Annotated in this window: 13 protein-coding genes and 1 other RNA gene; 2 read left to right on the forward strand and 12 right to left on the reverse strand. The window is 30.7% G+C overall.

Annotated features, from left to right (window positions below):
* Nucleotides 1–9: 9 nt before the first annotated feature.
* Entirely contained in the window at nucleotides 10–1,863 is a 1,854-nt protein-coding gene (locus ACJDU8_RS02090) for an ATP-binding protein (RefSeq protein WP_406790492.1), read from the forward strand.
* 44 nt (nucleotides 1,864–1,907) lie between these two features.
* Here ACJDU8_RS02090 and ACJDU8_RS02095 read toward each other — a convergent pair whose 3' ends face one another.
* The 6 genes from ACJDU8_RS02095 to trhA form a co-directional block, all read right to left on the reverse strand.
* Complete coding sequence (locus tag ACJDU8_RS02095; protein ID WP_406790493.1) at nucleotides 1,908–3,620, reverse strand: methyl-accepting chemotaxis protein; 1,713 nt, start codon at nucleotides 3,618–3,620, stop codon at nucleotides 1,908–1,910.
* A gap of 144 nt (nucleotides 3,621–3,764) precedes the next feature.
* On the reverse strand, nucleotides 3,765–5,138 hold the full coding sequence (gene gabT, locus ACJDU8_RS02100; protein WP_406790494.1) for a 4-aminobutyrate--2-oxoglutarate transaminase: 1,374 nt from the start codon (nucleotides 5,136–5,138) through the stop codon (nucleotides 3,765–3,767).
* Between the two features lie 153 nt (nucleotides 5,139–5,291).
* On the reverse strand, nucleotides 5,292–6,503 hold the full coding sequence (locus tag ACJDU8_RS02105) for a PucR family transcriptional regulator (protein WP_406790495.1): 1,212 nt from the start codon (nucleotides 6,501–6,503) through the stop codon (nucleotides 5,292–5,294).
* Between the two features lie 329 nt (nucleotides 6,504–6,832).
* Nucleotides 6,833–7,390 (reverse strand): protein kinase, encoded by a 558-nt coding sequence (locus ACJDU8_RS02110; protein WP_406790496.1) that lies wholly within the window; start codon nucleotides 7,388–7,390, stop codon nucleotides 6,833–6,835.
* A gap of 276 nt (nucleotides 7,391–7,666) precedes the next feature.
* Entirely contained in the window at nucleotides 7,667–8,227 is a 561-nt protein-coding gene (locus ACJDU8_RS02115; RefSeq protein ID WP_406790497.1) for an MEDS domain-containing protein, read from the reverse strand.
* 120 nt (nucleotides 8,228–8,347) lie between these two features.
* A complete protein-coding gene (gene trhA, locus ACJDU8_RS02120) occupies nucleotides 8,348–8,998 on the reverse strand; it encodes a PAQR family membrane homeostasis protein TrhA (protein ID WP_406790498.1) in 651 nt (216 codons plus the stop codon).
* Nucleotides 8,999–9,250: 252 nt separating this feature from the next.
* Between trhA and ACJDU8_RS02125 the strand changes: the two genes are divergently transcribed.
* Nucleotides 9,251–9,913: a DUF6483 family protein gene (locus ACJDU8_RS02125; protein ID WP_406790499.1), complete on the forward strand. Its 663-nt coding sequence runs from the start codon at nucleotides 9,251–9,253 to the stop codon at nucleotides 9,911–9,913.
* A gap of 23 nt (nucleotides 9,914–9,936) precedes the next feature.
* Here the strand turns inward: ACJDU8_RS02125 and ACJDU8_RS02130 are convergent, their stop codons facing one another.
* From ACJDU8_RS02130 to ACJDU8_RS02155, 6 genes are all read right to left on the reverse strand, one after another.
* Complete coding sequence (locus ACJDU8_RS02130) at nucleotides 9,937–10,899, reverse strand: DMT family transporter (protein ID WP_406790500.1); 963 nt, start codon at nucleotides 10,897–10,899, stop codon at nucleotides 9,937–9,939.
* A 30-nt stretch (nucleotides 10,900–10,929) separates the two neighbouring features.
* Nucleotides 10,930–11,106, reverse strand: a non-coding RNA gene (gene ssrS / locus ACJDU8_RS02135) — 6S RNA.
* Nucleotides 11,107–11,248: 142 nt separating this feature from the next.
* Entirely contained in the window at nucleotides 11,249–13,021 is a 1,773-nt protein-coding gene (gene aspS, locus ACJDU8_RS02140) for an aspartate--tRNA ligase (RefSeq protein ID WP_406790501.1), read from the reverse strand.
* Nucleotides 13,022–13,079: 58 nt separating this feature from the next.
* Nucleotides 13,080–14,336, reverse strand: coding sequence for a histidine--tRNA ligase (hisS, locus tag ACJDU8_RS02145; RefSeq protein ID WP_406790502.1), 1,257 nt, complete (start codon nucleotides 14,334–14,336; stop codon nucleotides 13,080–13,082).
* Nucleotides 14,337–14,388: 52 nt separating this feature from the next.
* Complete coding sequence (locus ACJDU8_RS02150; RefSeq protein ID WP_406790503.1) at nucleotides 14,389–15,840, reverse strand: coproporphyrinogen III oxidase; 1,452 nt, start codon at nucleotides 15,838–15,840, stop codon at nucleotides 14,389–14,391.
* Between the two features lie 105 nt (nucleotides 15,841–15,945).
* Nucleotides 15,946–16,545 carry an MBL fold metallo-hydrolase gene (locus tag ACJDU8_RS02155; RefSeq protein WP_406790504.1) on the reverse strand — a complete coding sequence of 200 codons (600 nt, stop codon included), beginning with the start codon at nucleotides 16,543–16,545 and terminating at the stop codon, nucleotides 15,946–15,948.
* Nucleotides 16,546–16,600 lie beyond the last annotated feature (55 nt).

The raw sequence follows: 16,600 nt of genomic DNA on the forward strand, positions 1-16,600 counted from the left end.
GATTTATCTATGAAACGTACTACAGATAATATTTCTGTTATGCTGTCCATGATAAAAATAGCCATAATAATATTCATTGCTGTGATTATATACATTAATTTGCCTGATTATTGGGCTGAGCTGAAGATAAAAGAAAATGGTGATTTTAATTTATATACTTCACCCATTCTTTCAGGTATTATAGCATTAATTTGTATACTATGGTTTATAATTAATATTAAAATGGAAAGGTCCTCAAATGTATTTAGAAAATCCTGGTTAATTGAAACTATTTGTTTTACATTATTAATCTCTCTGCCTATATACTTATCTAACTCTTACCAGAATGAATATAAATACCTGTTTTTACTACTGATATTAGCTTGCGTAATACAATATGGCTCCAGATATGGAATTATAACTGCTTTTTTTTCTTCTTTTTTTATACTAGGAGTAGATTTACTATACGCCCCTACTGTGAACGATATAAATGTGTATTTCCAAAAAGACTTAATATTGGTAGGAATATTTATATTTATATCCTGGATACTGGGATATTATGTAGATATGGAAGCTGAAAACAGTAAAAATAAAGATGACAAATTGAATCTATTAAACTGTAAGTTGAAAGAACAAAATATTAAAAGAAGAAATATTGAATTTTCTCTGTTAAAAAACGAAGTATGCTTTCACATGTTGTTTGAGAATTCTGTAAATTCTATTATAGTACATGAAAACGGAAAAATAATATATGCCAATGAAAGCGCTGCTAAGCTCCTAGGATATAAAAACCCCCTAGGATTAAATGATAAGTCATTATACAGTCACTACTCAGCTTACCAAATAACTTCAATTATAGAAAAATACACAAATATTGCAGATAAAAAGTTATCTACAATTATAGATGAAGAAAATATACTGGACTGCAGCGGCAGGGTTATTACTGTAAGAAATACTTCTTCATTTTTTATCTATGATGGAAAATCTGTCATATTGACTTTTCTTCTAGACTTGACTTCTGAAAAACAAATGGAAACTTTAAAAAATACTGCAGAAAGAAATTTAAAATTGTTAAATGAAACTAAAGAGTTTAACAGTCTTATAATGGACTTTTTCATAAATATGTCCCATGAAATCAAGACTCCAGTTAATGTTATATATGTAGCTATTCAAACTATGGAGATATATTTAAACAAATACAATAATGAAGATATAATAAAGTGCAGGTCTTATTTAAAAACCATGAAACAAAATTGTCTGAGACTAATAAGATTAATAAACAACATAATGGATATAACCAAGGTAGATTCCGGATTTATTAAAATAAACAAACAAAATGGCGATATAGTAAGTGTAGTAGAAGATATAACTCAATCTGTAGCTTCTTATATAAACAGTAAAGACATAGAGCTGATATTTGACACAAATGTGGAAGAAAAAATTATGGCCTTTGACCACGATAAAATGGAACGCATAATGCTGAATTTATTGTCAAATGCCTTTAAACATACCCACTCCGCAGGCCATATATATGTAAATGTAGAGGACAGGGATAAAACCGTACTGATTACTGTAAAAGATGATGGTAACGGAATTCCTGAAGATAAACTGCAAATTATATTTCAACGCTTCGGACAGGCAAACCGCTCCCTATCAAGGGAACATGAAGGAAGCGGTGTAGGTTTGTATTTAGTGAAATCCTTTGTAGAAATGCATAATGGAAAAATAGATGTTACCAGCATAGAAGGAGCCGGAAGTGAATTTTCTATAGAATTGCCTGTAGAAATAATTGACACAGATATCCTTGATGATGAGATGTTATTTAAAACCAGTGTGGAACGAATAGATATAGAATTTTCTGACATATATTCTCTTACAAAATAGAAAGAGTTTATAGTTTACTTGAAACACTATAAACTCTTTTCATCTTAAATTTTAAATTTCTGTATCCTTTCATTCAGCTTTTGAGCTAGTTCTGCCTGATTTTGTGCTGTTAGGGATACCTGACCTACAGCTTTTGTGGTTTCATCAACCCCGCTTTGTATTACCTCTGTATTTTCCCAGGATTTTTGCGCCATAGAGGCCATATTTTGTGCTGCTTCGCTTACCTGGCCTATGGTTGCTGCTAATTCCCCTGACATAGATGCTAATTCTTCTGACATTTTACTTACAAAATCTGAATCATTGTAGTACTCCATTCCCATACCTGCAAATGTTTCAAACTGAGGATTTACCTTTTCATTTATAAATTCCAATATCTCCCTACTGCTTTCAGAAATGTTCTTAAAAGCTTCCTGTACCTTTATAATGGTGTCCTGAATACCTATAACTGCTTCTGATGACTGTTCTGCTAAGGTTCTAACTTCTTCTGCCACCACTGCAAAGCCTCTTCCCTGTTCTCCTGCCCTTGCAGCTTCTATGGCTGCATTAAGCGCCAGCAAATTTGTCTGTTCTGCTATACTTCCAATAGTATCTGCCATTTGTCTTATATTTTCTACCACTTTGCCATCTTCAATAGCCTTTAAGGTGTTTTTCTTCTTCTCTCCATATATTTTTTCTGTATATTCTATAGCAGCTTTTCCTGCATTTCTTACCTTAGTTGCCCTCTGTTTAGACTGTATGGAATTATCGCTTCCATCTGCAGCTTTCTCTGACAGCTCATTTATACTTGAATCCACTTCCTCTATAGATGCAGTTATCTGCTGAGATGCAGCACTTGTTTCCTGTATAATGTTTGCCACAGCCTTTAATGAGCCATCTATAGTCTGTGCTTTAGATGAAAGTTCCTCTGCTGTTGCAAACAATTCTTCACTGGAACTACTCATATCCTCAGAGTCTTCCATAATATTTTTCACCAACTCCACTATATTTTTCTGAGCCTTGTCAAGAGCTGCAGCAACTTCTCCAAATTCATCTCCCCTTACCATATTCACATTTGAACTAAAATCAAATTCGGAAAATTTACCTACTAACTCTTTAATTTTTAAAAGTGGTCTATTAATATTATTGGATATAATAACTCCAAGGCCTATAGACAAAAGTGCACTGACTAAAATTATTATAATTAAAAATATAAAAGAAGATTCATATTGCTTAACTCCATTATTGTAATCAACTCCAGCTGCATTTACTTTTAGAGATATGTACTTATCAAGTACAGAAAACATTTTTGTTCTATATGTCTCTGTTTTTTGAAATTCTACTCTACCATTTTGATAATCTCCCTGTTTTATAAGAGTTATGTACTTTTCTCGAGAATTTCTCCAGCTTTCCAAATATTGTTGAAATTCTGCATACAACTGTTTATCCTTGTCACTTACAATGGTAGATTTATATTCTGTTTGGAGTTTTTCATTCCTTTCTTTCAAGTTATTAATATCATTAACAACGGTATTTAAACTACCCTTATTAATTGGATCCAGTATAACAAGCATATCTGCCCTGGCCCCCATTAAATTTGTCTTTAGTTCTTGAAGAACGTTTGTCCCCTTTAAGTTTAAATTATACATGTTGTCTAAGCTTAAATTTACTTTTCCTATTTTATTTATAGATACAATTCCAACCAAACATGTAAATAATACCATTACCATAAAGGATAACATTAATTTTTTAAAAATCTTTAAGTTTGAGAACCAATTCATAACAAAATCTCCTTTACATATTATATTTTAGATTATTATAGCATAATAGCAAAAATAAATCAGCAGAATGACCTGCTGACTTATTTTTGATTATATATAGAGTTTTTTAGATAGCAATTTTTACATAGACTAAACATATATCATTTAAACTACACTTTTACATCCTTCACTTTTTGCTCCTAATTCACTTTTAATTGCATCTTCAAGTACATCCATGCCACATTTTAACTGTTCCTTGGTTATTACAAGAGGCGGTAAAAATCTGATTACATTACCTAACAGTCCTGCATTTAAAAATATTACTCCATGTTTAAAACAGTATGCTGTGATCTTCTTAACTAAATCTGCATAAGGCTCTTTTGTAACTTTATCCTTTACAAATTCCACTCCTATCATTGCCCCAAGTCCTCTTATATCACCTATTACATCATATTTTTCCTGCATATGACTGAGCCTTCCTATAATATACTTTCCAACTTCATCAGCTCTATGACAAAGGTTATCCTTTTCTATTTTTTCTATAACTTTAAGTGCTGCAACACAACCTAAAGGACTTCCTGAATAAGTACCTCCAATACCTCCAACACAAGCAGCATCCATAATTTCTGCCCTGCCTACAACTGCACTTAGAGGAAGGCCGTTTGCTATGGATTTGGACATTGTTATAATATCTGCCTCTACACCAAAATGCTCATGGGCAAATAATTTTCCAGTTCTTCCAAAGCCAGCTTGTACTTCATCAATAATAAATACTATATCATTTTCATTACATATTTCCTGAATAACTTTAAAATATTCTTTTGGAGGTACTATAAATCCCCCTTCACCTTGCACTGGTTCTGCTATTAGGCAAGCTATCTGCTCTTTAGAGTTTACAGTTTTTAACGTAGTTCTAAGTTTCTCAGCACAGGCTATACCACATTCAGGATATTTACATCCAAGGGGACATCTATAACAATATGCTCCTTCTGTCTTATAAGTTTGTGTAGAAAATGGCCCAAAGCCATCTTTATAAGGCCTGTATTTACTTGTTATAGACATTGTCATATTAGTTCTACCGTGAAAAGATCCCCAAAGAGAAATTATACCTGACTTTTTGGTATATGCTCTAGCTATTTTAATAGCATTTTCCACTGCTTCCGCTCCGCTGTTTGCAAACATAGCTTTTTTAGCATGGCTTCCTGGGGTAACTTCTACAAGTTTCTCTGCCAGAGAAATATACGGTTCATACATATTTACATGGAAACAAGGATGTATATATTTATCAAGCTGGGCTTTTACAGCTTCTACCACTCCTTCATCTCTATGTCCAATATTTTGCACTCCTATAGCCCCTGCAAAATCAACAAATACATTTCCATCTATATCTTTTATAAGTGCACCTTTAGCCTCTTCTACAAATATAGGCGCCGAGCAGCCTACTCCTGCAGCCACATATTTTTCTCTCTTTTTAATAAGTTCTTTAGATTTAGGTCCAGGTATTTCAGTTACAATTTTTGCACTTTTTTCCTCAATCATTTTGACTCCCCCAATACATTTTATGATGAATTAATATATTTTCATATTTAAACTTATAATTTATTGATTTAATAAATATATTATATATAATTTAACACATTATCATATATATTCATATGTATAAAAGGGACAATTATATAATGCACTATTTGTTTACTTTATACATGCCAAGAATTTTCTTATTTTAAAAGCTATGTTAAAACTGAACAGATGGTCAATATTTCTAAGATCACAATTTGATATTTCTTCTATTCTCTTAATTCTATATTTTAAAGTATTTTTATGGATGAAAAGTTCATCTGCTGCTTGTACTAAGTTACAGTTTTCGTCCATATAAACTTCTAAGGTTTCAACTAGACTTGTAGAATTTTTATTGTCGTACCTTATAAGCTCCCCTAGTATTTCTTCACATAGTTCTTTCATTTCATCTTCTTTATCCATCTGAAACAGCAGTCTATACATGCCAATATCCTTATAATTGCATATTTTATTCTTGCTTACCTTTAACACCTTTAAAGCATTTTGTGCCTTATCTACACTGCCTCTCAGATCTTTCAGCTGCTTCCAGCAGCTTCCAATGCCAATACTTATTTTAAGTCCTTTTATTTTTAAATTTACATTATCAAGTATTTCTTCTGCAATCAAATTTATTTTATCTTTTTCATCATCTTCTACAGGAAACATAACTATAACAAAAGTATCTTCAGTTATACTAATATATTTTTTATTTAATTTATGCATTATATTTATTATAATCTGTTCAAGCTGTTGTCTTGTCCTAAACTCCATATCTTCATTCCAAATGCCCTCATGTTTAACAATATTTACAAAATTGTCCATGGATATTACCATTGAGCAGTAAGTTTTATTTGGATTATACTTATAGAATTTAGCTTTATTCACCTCATCCTGGTCATAGTTTGAATCTCCAAAAATAACGCTTCTCATAAAACTATTCATTGACTCTTGTTCCATTTTATCCATAAAAATGGCCTTGCATATACTCTGACTTATATCTATTAATCTTACTTGAAACGGCAGCTCAAATATTGGAAAATTTAACAAGTCCGCAAGTTCTATTATCTTTTTAGGAGTACTTGAAATATAAGGTCCCACATTTATAACAAGTCCTGCTATATTCTTAGAATTTAAATCTTGGATTAACTTATAAAGGGTATCTTCATTATCTTTTATAAGTATTCCAGTTATTAAAATTAATTCTCCACCCTTTAGCCAACGTATGTATCCGGGATTTTCCATAAAATGCACCCATTTTATACTTCTTTCCATGCCTTTCTTTCCTGCTACAATTTTTAACTTGTTTGCATATGGTAAAGTCCTTATATTTTCACAATTTATTGTCATAGTTTACCACACACCTCCATATTATTTCACAAATGAATTCAACATATTTTGAAAGAACGCCTTTATTTTGAAAGCTTCAAAATAAAGGCGTCTAAATAAATTTTCGAGATATATTATGAGTTATATCATTTAGAAGAGTCATGTTATAACAATAAATTAAATACATTATTAAATTTATCATTATTTAATAATATTATTACCATTCTATTAAATTGTCAATAACCTTTTTAATAATTTACTTAGTATTTTAATAAATTATTGATGTCTTATATCAATTGCACATGGCAGTGATTTTTCAAAGAGAGGCTGCAATTGCAGCCTCTCTTTACTTATATTCTTTTATTATAATCAATTCCAAAATTCATATCTGGTCTCTCTTCATTTAATATTTGCATAAATTGTTTTATAAGTCCCATTTTCCTTAATCTTTTAAAAAAAGATTTTGGATAAGGTATATTTTGTTCATAACTTTTTCTTGGATCTATCAGCATAAGTGTTCCATCTTCTTGAACAAATAAATGAGGAAATCTCATTTCTAATTTAGTAAAGCCTAATTTTTTCATGTCATCAACTAACTCTGCTACTTTTATGACAAAAGATTTGCTCAAACCATACTTTATAAGATAATCCTCCACATTCATTCCACCCACATATTCCCTTATAATATGATATTTTCCCATATCATAAGCTTTAGGGAAATGAGGGCTTCCTTCTACTGATTTTAATATATCAAACTCTTCTTTACACCTCTGGGAGTTATTAAATATCTTTAAAACTTGTCCATTAGGCATCAAATACACTTGCCCACTATGGCCTTTTCCTAAATACTTACAAGATTTTAAATCAATGTGAATATTTTCATAACAATAATCATATGGGTTCTTCACAATAACACCTCCTTTGTTTTTATGTAACATAAAAACAAAGGATTTAACAAACAAGATATAACTTGTCTAATATATACTATTAAAATAATTCTATTATGTTACTTATAATAAGAATCACTTGATTACTGAAAATTCAAATGCATAATTTTTATTATTTAAGGTTAAACTTATACTGCCTTGATGATATGGTAACTCCCATATGTAATAGCTCCCATAAATTTAATGAATTTTTATTTAAAATTTTAACTCAAAATAATCCTAGTTATTACACTAGGATTATTTTGAATGTGATAGTTTATACCAATTTTGCAGCTTTCCGTTATACAGCCTATAAGGATGTATCTTATAAGATTCTAAAATAACTTTATCATCTATGGTATGCTTAGCATTTAGATAATCCTCAAAATCATATAGACACATAAAAGAAGCTCTCAGTCCTGAAATTATATTTAACATAGCTCTATTAAAATTTAGAAAATCTTCCCTGGATGTACTTAAAATCATATAGTCAGTTTGTACTATAAATCTTACAGCCTTATAACCATCTTTATTAATCTCATCTATATGTCTTGAAAATTTTAATTTTACTTCATCTGGTCTTAATTCTTTATAACAGTTAATTATTTTACTTGCACTAAAATTTTCTATATCAGTGCATTCATATGTATCTAACACATATTTCATCAATTCACGGTATACTTTAGGAGCCATACACACATATATTTTTTCATTTTTACTAATACCGTCCCTCACATAATTATACATATTTAAAACTAAGTGTTCCAATCCGAAATAGTAAAATGAAGAATGGAATCCAAAAATATTATTTTCACTCATAACTATTATCACCTACAAATAAATTAGACTTAATAGTTTATATATTCTACACAATATGTGTATACTCCTTTTAATATTTGCTGAAACTTTAATTTAATTAATAAAATTTAAGTATATAAATTATGATGCTGGGAATAGATATAAAAGTACACAGAAAAAATGGCATGCAGTTCCACCTATGACGAAAAGGTGCCATATAGCATGATTATAGGGTATTTTATTAAGCATGTATAAAACAGCACCTACAGTATATATAATTCCACCAGAAACTAAAAGAATTATTGCTGCTGGAGACAACATTACCAAAAGTATTTTTATGGCGAAAATTATTATCCATCCCATAAAAATATATAACAAGGTAGATAAAACATCATATTTACCTACCCAAAACACTTTCATTATTATCCCTAAAACGGCTAGAATCCATACTATCCAAAATATCAGCCATCCTACAGAATCTCTTAAAATTGTTAAAGTAAAAGGAGTGTAGGTTCCAGCTATTAAAAGATAAATAGATGAGTGGTCAATTATTCTAAAAACTCTTTTAGCTTTTGAATTGGTTATGCTGTGATATAAAGTAGAGCCCAAATATAATATGAACATGGAAATTCCATATATTGTGTAGCTTAGTACATACCATTTATCCCCCATCTTGCTTGAAAACACAATTAAAAGTACCATACCTGCTATTGACAAAAGGGTTCCTATACCATGAGTTATAGCATTTGCTATCTCTTCTCCCTTTGTATATAATTTTAATTCGTTGTACAAATGGAATCACTCCTTTAATTTTTGAATATGTATATTATTATATGTAGTTATCAAAACTATATGTAATATATTCAATAATACCACATGTAATATTTATATTCAATACTTATTATTGGTTTTTTAATATTTTAGAATAGACAGCACACAGATATGCCTCCCTTGTAGTAAATAAGTTGTTTTTTTAGTATAATGTATGTGTTAATATATTATGTGTTATTACATTTTGTGTGAAAATTTTTGGAGGTTTTAGTTATGTTAAAAAGAAGTATAACCGCAGAATTAATGAAAAAATTCAATGAGTTATTAGAAAAAATAATTCATTGCAGAGATAAGAATGACTATGAAAATGCCTTAGATTTAATAGATGATGCCTTTAAGGACATATTTAGACTCAGTATAAAATTTTTCAATTCTTTTTCCACGGAAAATCTAATTGAAATAATAAAAAGTGATGGTACCATAAACTCGGATAAATACATAATGATGGCTAAATTATTAGAAGAAGAAGCTAATATTTTAGAAGTCCAAAATAAAACAGAAGATGCTTTTTATATATATGAAAAGTCTTTGAATCTATTTTTAAATGCCTATCTTACTGAAGATAACCACTGCGATTTAGAAGGCTATTTTTCAGATATAGACTCTATTATATATAAAATCTCTCAATATAAGTTATCCTCTGAACTTGAAAATAGACTAATAGAATATTACGTAAAAACCGGGACTTATGACAAGGCTGAAAATATAATATATGAAATGCTGCAAGATACTGGTTTTTCTAAAGACTGCTTGAAAAATGCCATAGAATTTTATGAAAGATTACTTGTTAAAAGTGACAGCGAACTTAACAGTGGAAATCTACCTCGAGAAGAAGTACTTGAATCAATAGATTCTTTAAAAGAAAAGTTAAAGTAAATCATTGAAACCTTCTAAAAGTTTCAATGATCTACTTTAACTTCATCTTCCAGCTGCATTGAAGGCTTATTCTTTTTTTGTGTAAATGTTACGAGGGAGCCAAATAATATAAACAATATACCCATTATAGTATTAAAAGGTATACTTTCCTTCAATATTATTAATGCCAGAATAGGAGCAAGGGCTGGCTTAATGAAAAATACTACAGATGCAGTAGTTGCAGAGGTTTTGTCCATGGCAAGAAAGTAAAAAAGGTACCCAAGACCTGTTACAACTACACCTAAATAAATTATAGTAAATACATTGTGAGCATTTATTCCCTGAAACATAGGAATATCTGATAAAATGGCAAAACTGCTATTTGAAACTGCACCTTTAAGTATTGAAAGTTTAGAAATACATATTAATACAAACATTATAATGTCCCCGGCTAAAAATGTTAAACAATTCATAGCTATACTTCCATATCTGGAGGACTTCATTTTGCCTATTACGCTGTATATTGAAAATGTAAGGGCTGCCACTATACATAAGATTATGCCTTTAACACTTCCACTATGGCCTGCTGCAAATGGATTTAAAATACATACTATTCCAATTAAACTTAATATCAAAGAAGCAATTGTAGCTTTATTTAAATCCTCTTTTAAAATTAAGTACGCAAAAGGAATGGTAAATATAGGGTTTGTACTAAATATTATAGCTACAGTAGATGCCTTTGTATACACTATGGCCAGTTGAAAAAAAGACATACTAATTACAACACATAAAAGACCATTTATAATAAAATAGCACAGATCTTTTCTATCTAATTTTATGCCCTTATCTTTAAGTGCCTTAATAGTGGGTGGCAATAGTATAAGTCCACCTATTAAAAACCTTAAAAAATTCAATTGAAACGGATTTATAACATCAGAAACCACTTTACCTGCTATTTCCATAGTGCTAAAAGTTACAGCAGCTAAAATGATATATACATATCCCATTTTGTCATCCCCTTATAAATAATTAAAAATTAAAACCCCACCATGCCGCAGCATAAGTTATATTGAACCCGCTCTTAGCAGGTGGGCATCTCCTTTTTGCTTCTTGTGCTCAAAATAAATTGAGTTTCATTCCACAAAAAGAGTCCGATTCCCTTTTATAAAATGTTCAGCCAACATTAACTTATTCCACGTACATAGTAGGAATTACTATTACTTTATATTAAGTTTTCAACTAACATAAACTTCTCAGTTAATATAATTTATTTTACTATATTATTATACTACATTTTTTAAAATTTATCTTTACTATATATCACAATTTAATTATAAATCCAAAAATTTTTTTACATTATTTCGTACTGATTCCAAGTTCTTTTAATTGAATTTCATCTACCACATTAGGTGCTTGTGTTAATGGACAAAATGCATTTTGATTTTTAGGAAATGCTATAACATCTTTAATATTATCAGTTTTGGCCAAAAACATTATCATTCTGTCAAATCCATAAGCAAGACCTCCATGTGGCGGTGGACCAAACTTAAGTGCTTCTAGAAAATATCCAAACTTATCCCAAGCAATTTCCTCTTCCATACCAATTACCTTAAACATCTCTTCCTGGAGCTTTGTATCATGTATTCTTATACTTCCTCCACCCAGTTCTTCTCCATTTAATACTATGTCATAGGCTTTAGCTCTTACCTTTTCCGGATGGCTTTGTAAATACTGTATGTCTTCATCCATTGGCATAGTAAAAGGATGATGTTCTGCCTGATATCTATTCTCCTCTTCATTATAGGATAAAAGAGGAAATTCTGTTATCCATACAAATTTAAATTGGTTATTTCCTTCCAGTATGCCGGTTTCCTTAGCCATATGGCTTCTAAGTGCACCCAAACTTTCAAATACAACTTTGTTTTTATCTCCTACTATTAAAATTAAATCCCCTTGAACTGCTTCCATTTTATTTAATATACTTTGGGTATCTTTTTCAGTCAAAAATTTTGATATAGAAGATTTAATTCCATCTTTTTTATATGCTATCCATATAAGTCCTTTTGCACCATAAGTTTTGACAAACTCAACTAATTTGTCAATTTGTTTTCTCCCCATGTCACCAGAACCTGAAACTTTTATAGCCCTTACAGAGCCTCCACTTTCAAGTGCATCTTGGAATATTTTAAAATCTATGTCTTTAACAATTTCACTTATGTCATTTATCTCCATGCCAAACCTTAAATCAGGTTTATCGCTTCCATATTTATCCACAGCGGTTTTATAGGTCATTCTTTCTATAGGAAGATTTACATCTACACCCAGTACCTCTTTAAATACCCTTTTAATAAGCCTTTCATTTAGTTCCATTACTTCCTCTGCATCCACAAAGGAAAGTTCCATATCTACCTGAGTAAATTCCGGCTGCCTATTGGCCCTTAAATCCTCATCTCTAAAACATTTAGCTATTTGAAAATACCTATCATATCCCGAAACCATTAAAAGCTGTTTAAACAGCTGAGGAGACTGGGGAAGGGCATAATATTTTCCCTTATAGTTTCTGCTTGGCACAAGATAGTCTCTGGCACCTTCAGGAGTACTTTTTCCAAGTATAGGAGTTTCTATTTCTAAAAAGCCCTGTTCATCTAAAAAGTCTCTTATAATCTTGACAGTTTTATGTCTTGTCATAAATACTTTCTGCATATCCGGTCTTCTTAAATCCAAATATCTATAATTTAGCCTTATATTTTCAGCTGCGTCCAAATTCTCTTTTATATATATAGGGGGAGTTTCTGATTTGGAAAATATTCTTATGTATTCCCCTTTTAACTCTACCATTCCAGTAGGAATTTCAAAATTGGGGGATTCCCTTTTTACAATGGTTCCCACTGCAGCTATACAATATTCAGATTTTACGTTATCTGATTTTTCAAAAGCCTCTTTATCTATCTTTTCCCCAAATACAATTTGAAGTATTCCTGTCCTGTCTCTCAAATCTACAAATACAAGCCCCCCTAAATTTCTCTTCCTTTGGACCCATCCCATAACAGTAATTTTTTCACCTATATTTTTTTCTGTTAATTCGCCACACATACAGGTTCTTTTAAGTTTTTTTAATTCTTCTCCCATATTCTATCTCCATCATGTATAACTTTCATAAATACATAATGGATTTTCAACTCCTATCCTAATTATTATTTGTTGTTAAACCTAAAATTGCATCTAAATCTTCTAAACTAATTTCAAACTGCTGTCCATCTGCCATTCTCTTGAAATTAGCAGTGCCTGATTGAATCTCATTTTCTCCTAATATAACTGTAAATCTTGCATTTATCTTATTTGCATACTTCATTTCTGCCTTTACGCTTCTATTCATATGATCATATTCACATCTTAAACCTTTTTCCCTTAACTTATTTACCAGGTTTAGAGCCTGTATTTTTGCGCTGTCTCCCATTGCTCCTACATATAAATCTATATAAGGGAGTTCAGGTATTTCTATACCATTTTCATTCAGTGTAAGAAGTGTCCTTTCTATTCCCATACCAAAGCCTACAGCAGGCATTTTAGGACCTCCAACTTCCTCTATGAGGTAATCATATCTTCCCCCGCCACATATGGTTATATTATTATTAATTATTTCAAATACAGTTTTGCTGTAATAATCAAGTCCCCTAACTATCAGCGGGTTTATTTTATATTCTATCCCAAGACCTTTCAGGTATACTTTAAGGCTCTCAAAATGCTCTTTGCATTCATTACATAGATGATCAAGCATTAAGGGTGCACCTTTAACTATTTTCTTGCAGCTATCTACCTTACAATCAAGTATTCTCATGGGATTCTTATGAAATCTGGTTTTACAGGTTTCACATATATGGTCATATTTTTCAGATAAAAAAGCTTTTAATACATCATTATATTCTTTTCTACACTCAGAACATCCTATGCTGTTTATATTTAGTTCTACTCCCTTTACGCCAAGTTCTTTATAAATTCTCATGGCTAAACTTATTACCTCTGCATCTAATGAAGCCTCTCTAGAGCCAAAAGCTTCTATACCAAATTGGTGGTGTTCTCTAAGTCTTCCTTTTTGAACATTTTCATATCTTAACACCGGTGTAAAATAAAATAATTTTGTAGGCTGTGCTTCATTGTACAAACTACTTTCCACAAAAGCCCTTACTGCCGGCGATGTACCTTCGGGTTTCAATGTAAGACTTCTGCCTGCTCTATCCTCAAAAGTATACATTTCTTTTTGTACTACATCTGTAGTCTCCCCTACTCCCCTTTGAAAAAGTTCGGTATATTCAAATACAGGTGTCCTTATTTCCCTATATCCATAAGAATCAGCTATATTTTTAAACTTATTTTCTAAATAGTGCCACTTATAAGACTCCGTAGGTAATATATCTTTAGTACCTTTAGGTGCTTGTATAGCCATAATAATTTACTTCCTTCCTAATTTTTTTTGTTTTTCTATATTAATATCTAAATTAAATGTCAGTTGAAAAATTGCTATACAGGGTATTTAAAAGTAATATTTTTTTATTTATCATTTCATCTATCCTGTTTATGTATTCTTTTACACCTTTTATGTTTGCATGTCTTTCCAATCTGTTTTCATTTAAAAATATTACTTTGGTAACAGCATCAGCCCCACAGCCTATTATAGTCTGTTTCTCTTCAATCATTTCTATATTATAGAGTCCAAAATTATTTTCTCTTGCATATCCTACATTCTCCATATTGCCCACCATATTTTTTTGTCTGTACAAGTAATAAGGTTCCATATTCAAATTTCCAGCCGCTGCCTCCGTTCTTTCATACATAAGATTTAATTCCTGATTATCTGAGATGGAATATTTTATGTTATTGACTATATTTTCATAAAGTTTGGATGCCCTTTTAATAGACATACCATGTACAGTTAGACTATCTGGAGAAAGTTTTTCTATTTCACTGCAGGTTTTATTTATCTCTTTTATTCCTTCTCCCGGAAGTCCCACAATTATATCCATGTTTATATTATCAAATCCCCATTGTCTTGCCATATAAAACTTTTTCTTTATGTCTTCCACAGAATGTTTTCTTCCCATAAACTTAAGGGTATCGTCATTCATACTCTGGGGATTTATACTTATCCTGTTTACTCCATATTTTTTCATGGTATCCAGTTTATTTAAGGTTATGCTGTCAGGTCTTCCGCATTCTACATTAAACTCTTTTACTTTATATTCATGCACAAAACTATTATATGTTTCATACATTATTTTTTCAAATTTTTCATCATCAATAGAAGTAGGAGTACCCCCTCCAAAATATACGCATTCTATATTTAAATTATTTCTTTTGATATATTGCGAAATTTGCCTCATTTCATAGGTTAAGCTTTCAAGATAAGGGTCTACTAAATCTTTGGAACTTTTAATAGGATTGGAAGTAAAAGAACAATAAAGGCATTTAGTAGGACAAAAAGGCATTCCTATATATACACTTATATTTTTATTATCTGTATTTACTAAACTTTTTTCTTTCATTGCTATATTTACGCAAAGCTCTGCTTTACGGCTTTCACAGCAAAAATGATCACCAAAATACTCAACTATATCCCCGTAACTTTTACCTTTTTTTATAAGCTCTAATGCTATTTTACTGGGCCTTATTCCAATTAAAGTCCCCCAGGGTAAATTCTTGTGGATTCTGCTTTTGAAATATAATAATATTACTTTTCTTATATTGTCCATATCACTTAGATGATTTTCAAATCCCATTTCACAAATATCACTGCTGTGTTTTATTATAATTTTATTTTTTAATATTTCTATATTAAAATCCCAGTTATCATCATCCACAAAAATTATACTTGAAAACTCATAGAACAGATTAATTATTTGAAACACCTGATATCTACGATTTTTGGAATTTAATTTTACTTTTATCTCCATACACTTTAAACAGCATTAATTTTTACATTAAAAATATCAGCTGAAGTTATTCTCAACTCCCTTCATCTATACATCAAGTGATAATGTTAAGACTTATATCAATAATTACAGAAATGGATTATGCACTCTTTCCTCTCCAATAAGAGTTTCAGAACCATGACCTGATAATACCACAGTTTCATCCGGCAAAACCAAAAGCTTACTCTTTATACTATCTATAATTGTCTTAAAATCTCCTCCTGGAAAATCAGTTCTTCCAATGGAACCTTGAAAAAGTGTGTCACCAGAAAATACCACCTTATCCACTAAAAAGCTCATGCCTCCTGGAGTATGTCCCGGGGTATTCACAGCTTTTAATTTTATGTCTCCAATTTCAAACACTTGGTTATTTTCAATATAGATAGGAACCTCACTTCCTATATTTCCATACACAAAAGCCCCCTGCTGAATCATCTTATAATCCTTTTCACTTATTGCTACAGGGGCATTATATTTATATTTTATTTCTGCCACTGCCCCTGTATGATCTATATGTCCATGGGTGAGCAGTATATATTTCACTTTACATTTAGAATCATCTATGGCCTTTATTATATGTGATGCTTCTCCACCAGGATCAATTACCGCACATTGTAATTTATCCTCGTCTATTAATATATAGCAATTAGTTCCATAAGATCCTACAACCAAACTTTTTATTTTCATAAAAATACCTCCCTAAAACATAATTTTATAAATTTAAATTTTAAACATATGCCTT

The sequence above is a fragment of the Candidatus Clostridium eludens genome (assembly GCF_045310515.1).
Classification (GTDB): Bacteria; Bacillota; Clostridia; order Clostridiales; family Clostridiaceae; genus Clostridium_B; species Clostridium_B eludens.

What these genes read in the sequence shown, in the direction of transcription:
- hisS (WP_406790502.1), bottom strand. Translation starts at nt 14,336, where the DNA reads ATGGCTATACAAGCACCTAAAGGTACTAAAGATATATTACCTACGGAG.
- ACJDU8_RS02105 (WP_406790495.1), bottom strand. Translation starts at nt 6,503, where the DNA reads ATGACAATAAATTGTGAAAATATAAGGACTTTACCATATGCAAACAAG.
- ACJDU8_RS02155 (WP_406790504.1), bottom strand. Translation starts at nt 16,545, where the DNA reads ATGAAAATAAAAAGTTTGGTTGTAGGATCTTATGGAACTAATTGCTAT.
- ACJDU8_RS02130 (WP_406790500.1), bottom strand. Translation starts at nt 10,899, where the DNA reads ATGGGATATGTATATATCATTTTAGCTGCTGTAACTTTTAGCACTATG.
- ACJDU8_RS02095 (WP_406790493.1), bottom strand. Translation starts at nt 3,620, where the DNA reads ATGAATTGGTTCTCAAACTTAAAGATTTTTAAAAAATTAATGTTATCC.
- ACJDU8_RS02125 (WP_406790499.1), top strand. Translation starts at nt 9,251, where the DNA reads ATGTTAAAAAGAAGTATAACCGCAGAATTAATGAAAAAATTCAATGAG.
- ACJDU8_RS02115 (WP_406790497.1), bottom strand. Translation starts at nt 8,227, where the DNA reads ATGAGTGAAAATAATATTTTTGGATTCCATTCTTCATTTTACTATTTC.
- ACJDU8_RS02090 (WP_406790492.1), top strand. Translation starts at nt 10, where the DNA reads ATGAAACGTACTACAGATAATATTTCTGTTATGCTGTCCATGATAAAA.
- gabT (WP_406790494.1), bottom strand. Translation starts at nt 5,138, where the DNA reads ATGATTGAGGAAAAAAGTGCAAAAATTGTAACTGAAATACCTGGACCT.
- ACJDU8_RS02150 (WP_406790503.1), bottom strand. Translation starts at nt 15,840, where the DNA reads ATGGAGATAAAAGTAAAATTAAATTCCAAAAATCGTAGATATCAGGTG.
- aspS (WP_406790501.1), bottom strand. Translation starts at nt 13,021, where the DNA reads ATGGGAGAAGAATTAAAAAAACTTAAAAGAACCTGTATGTGTGGCGAA.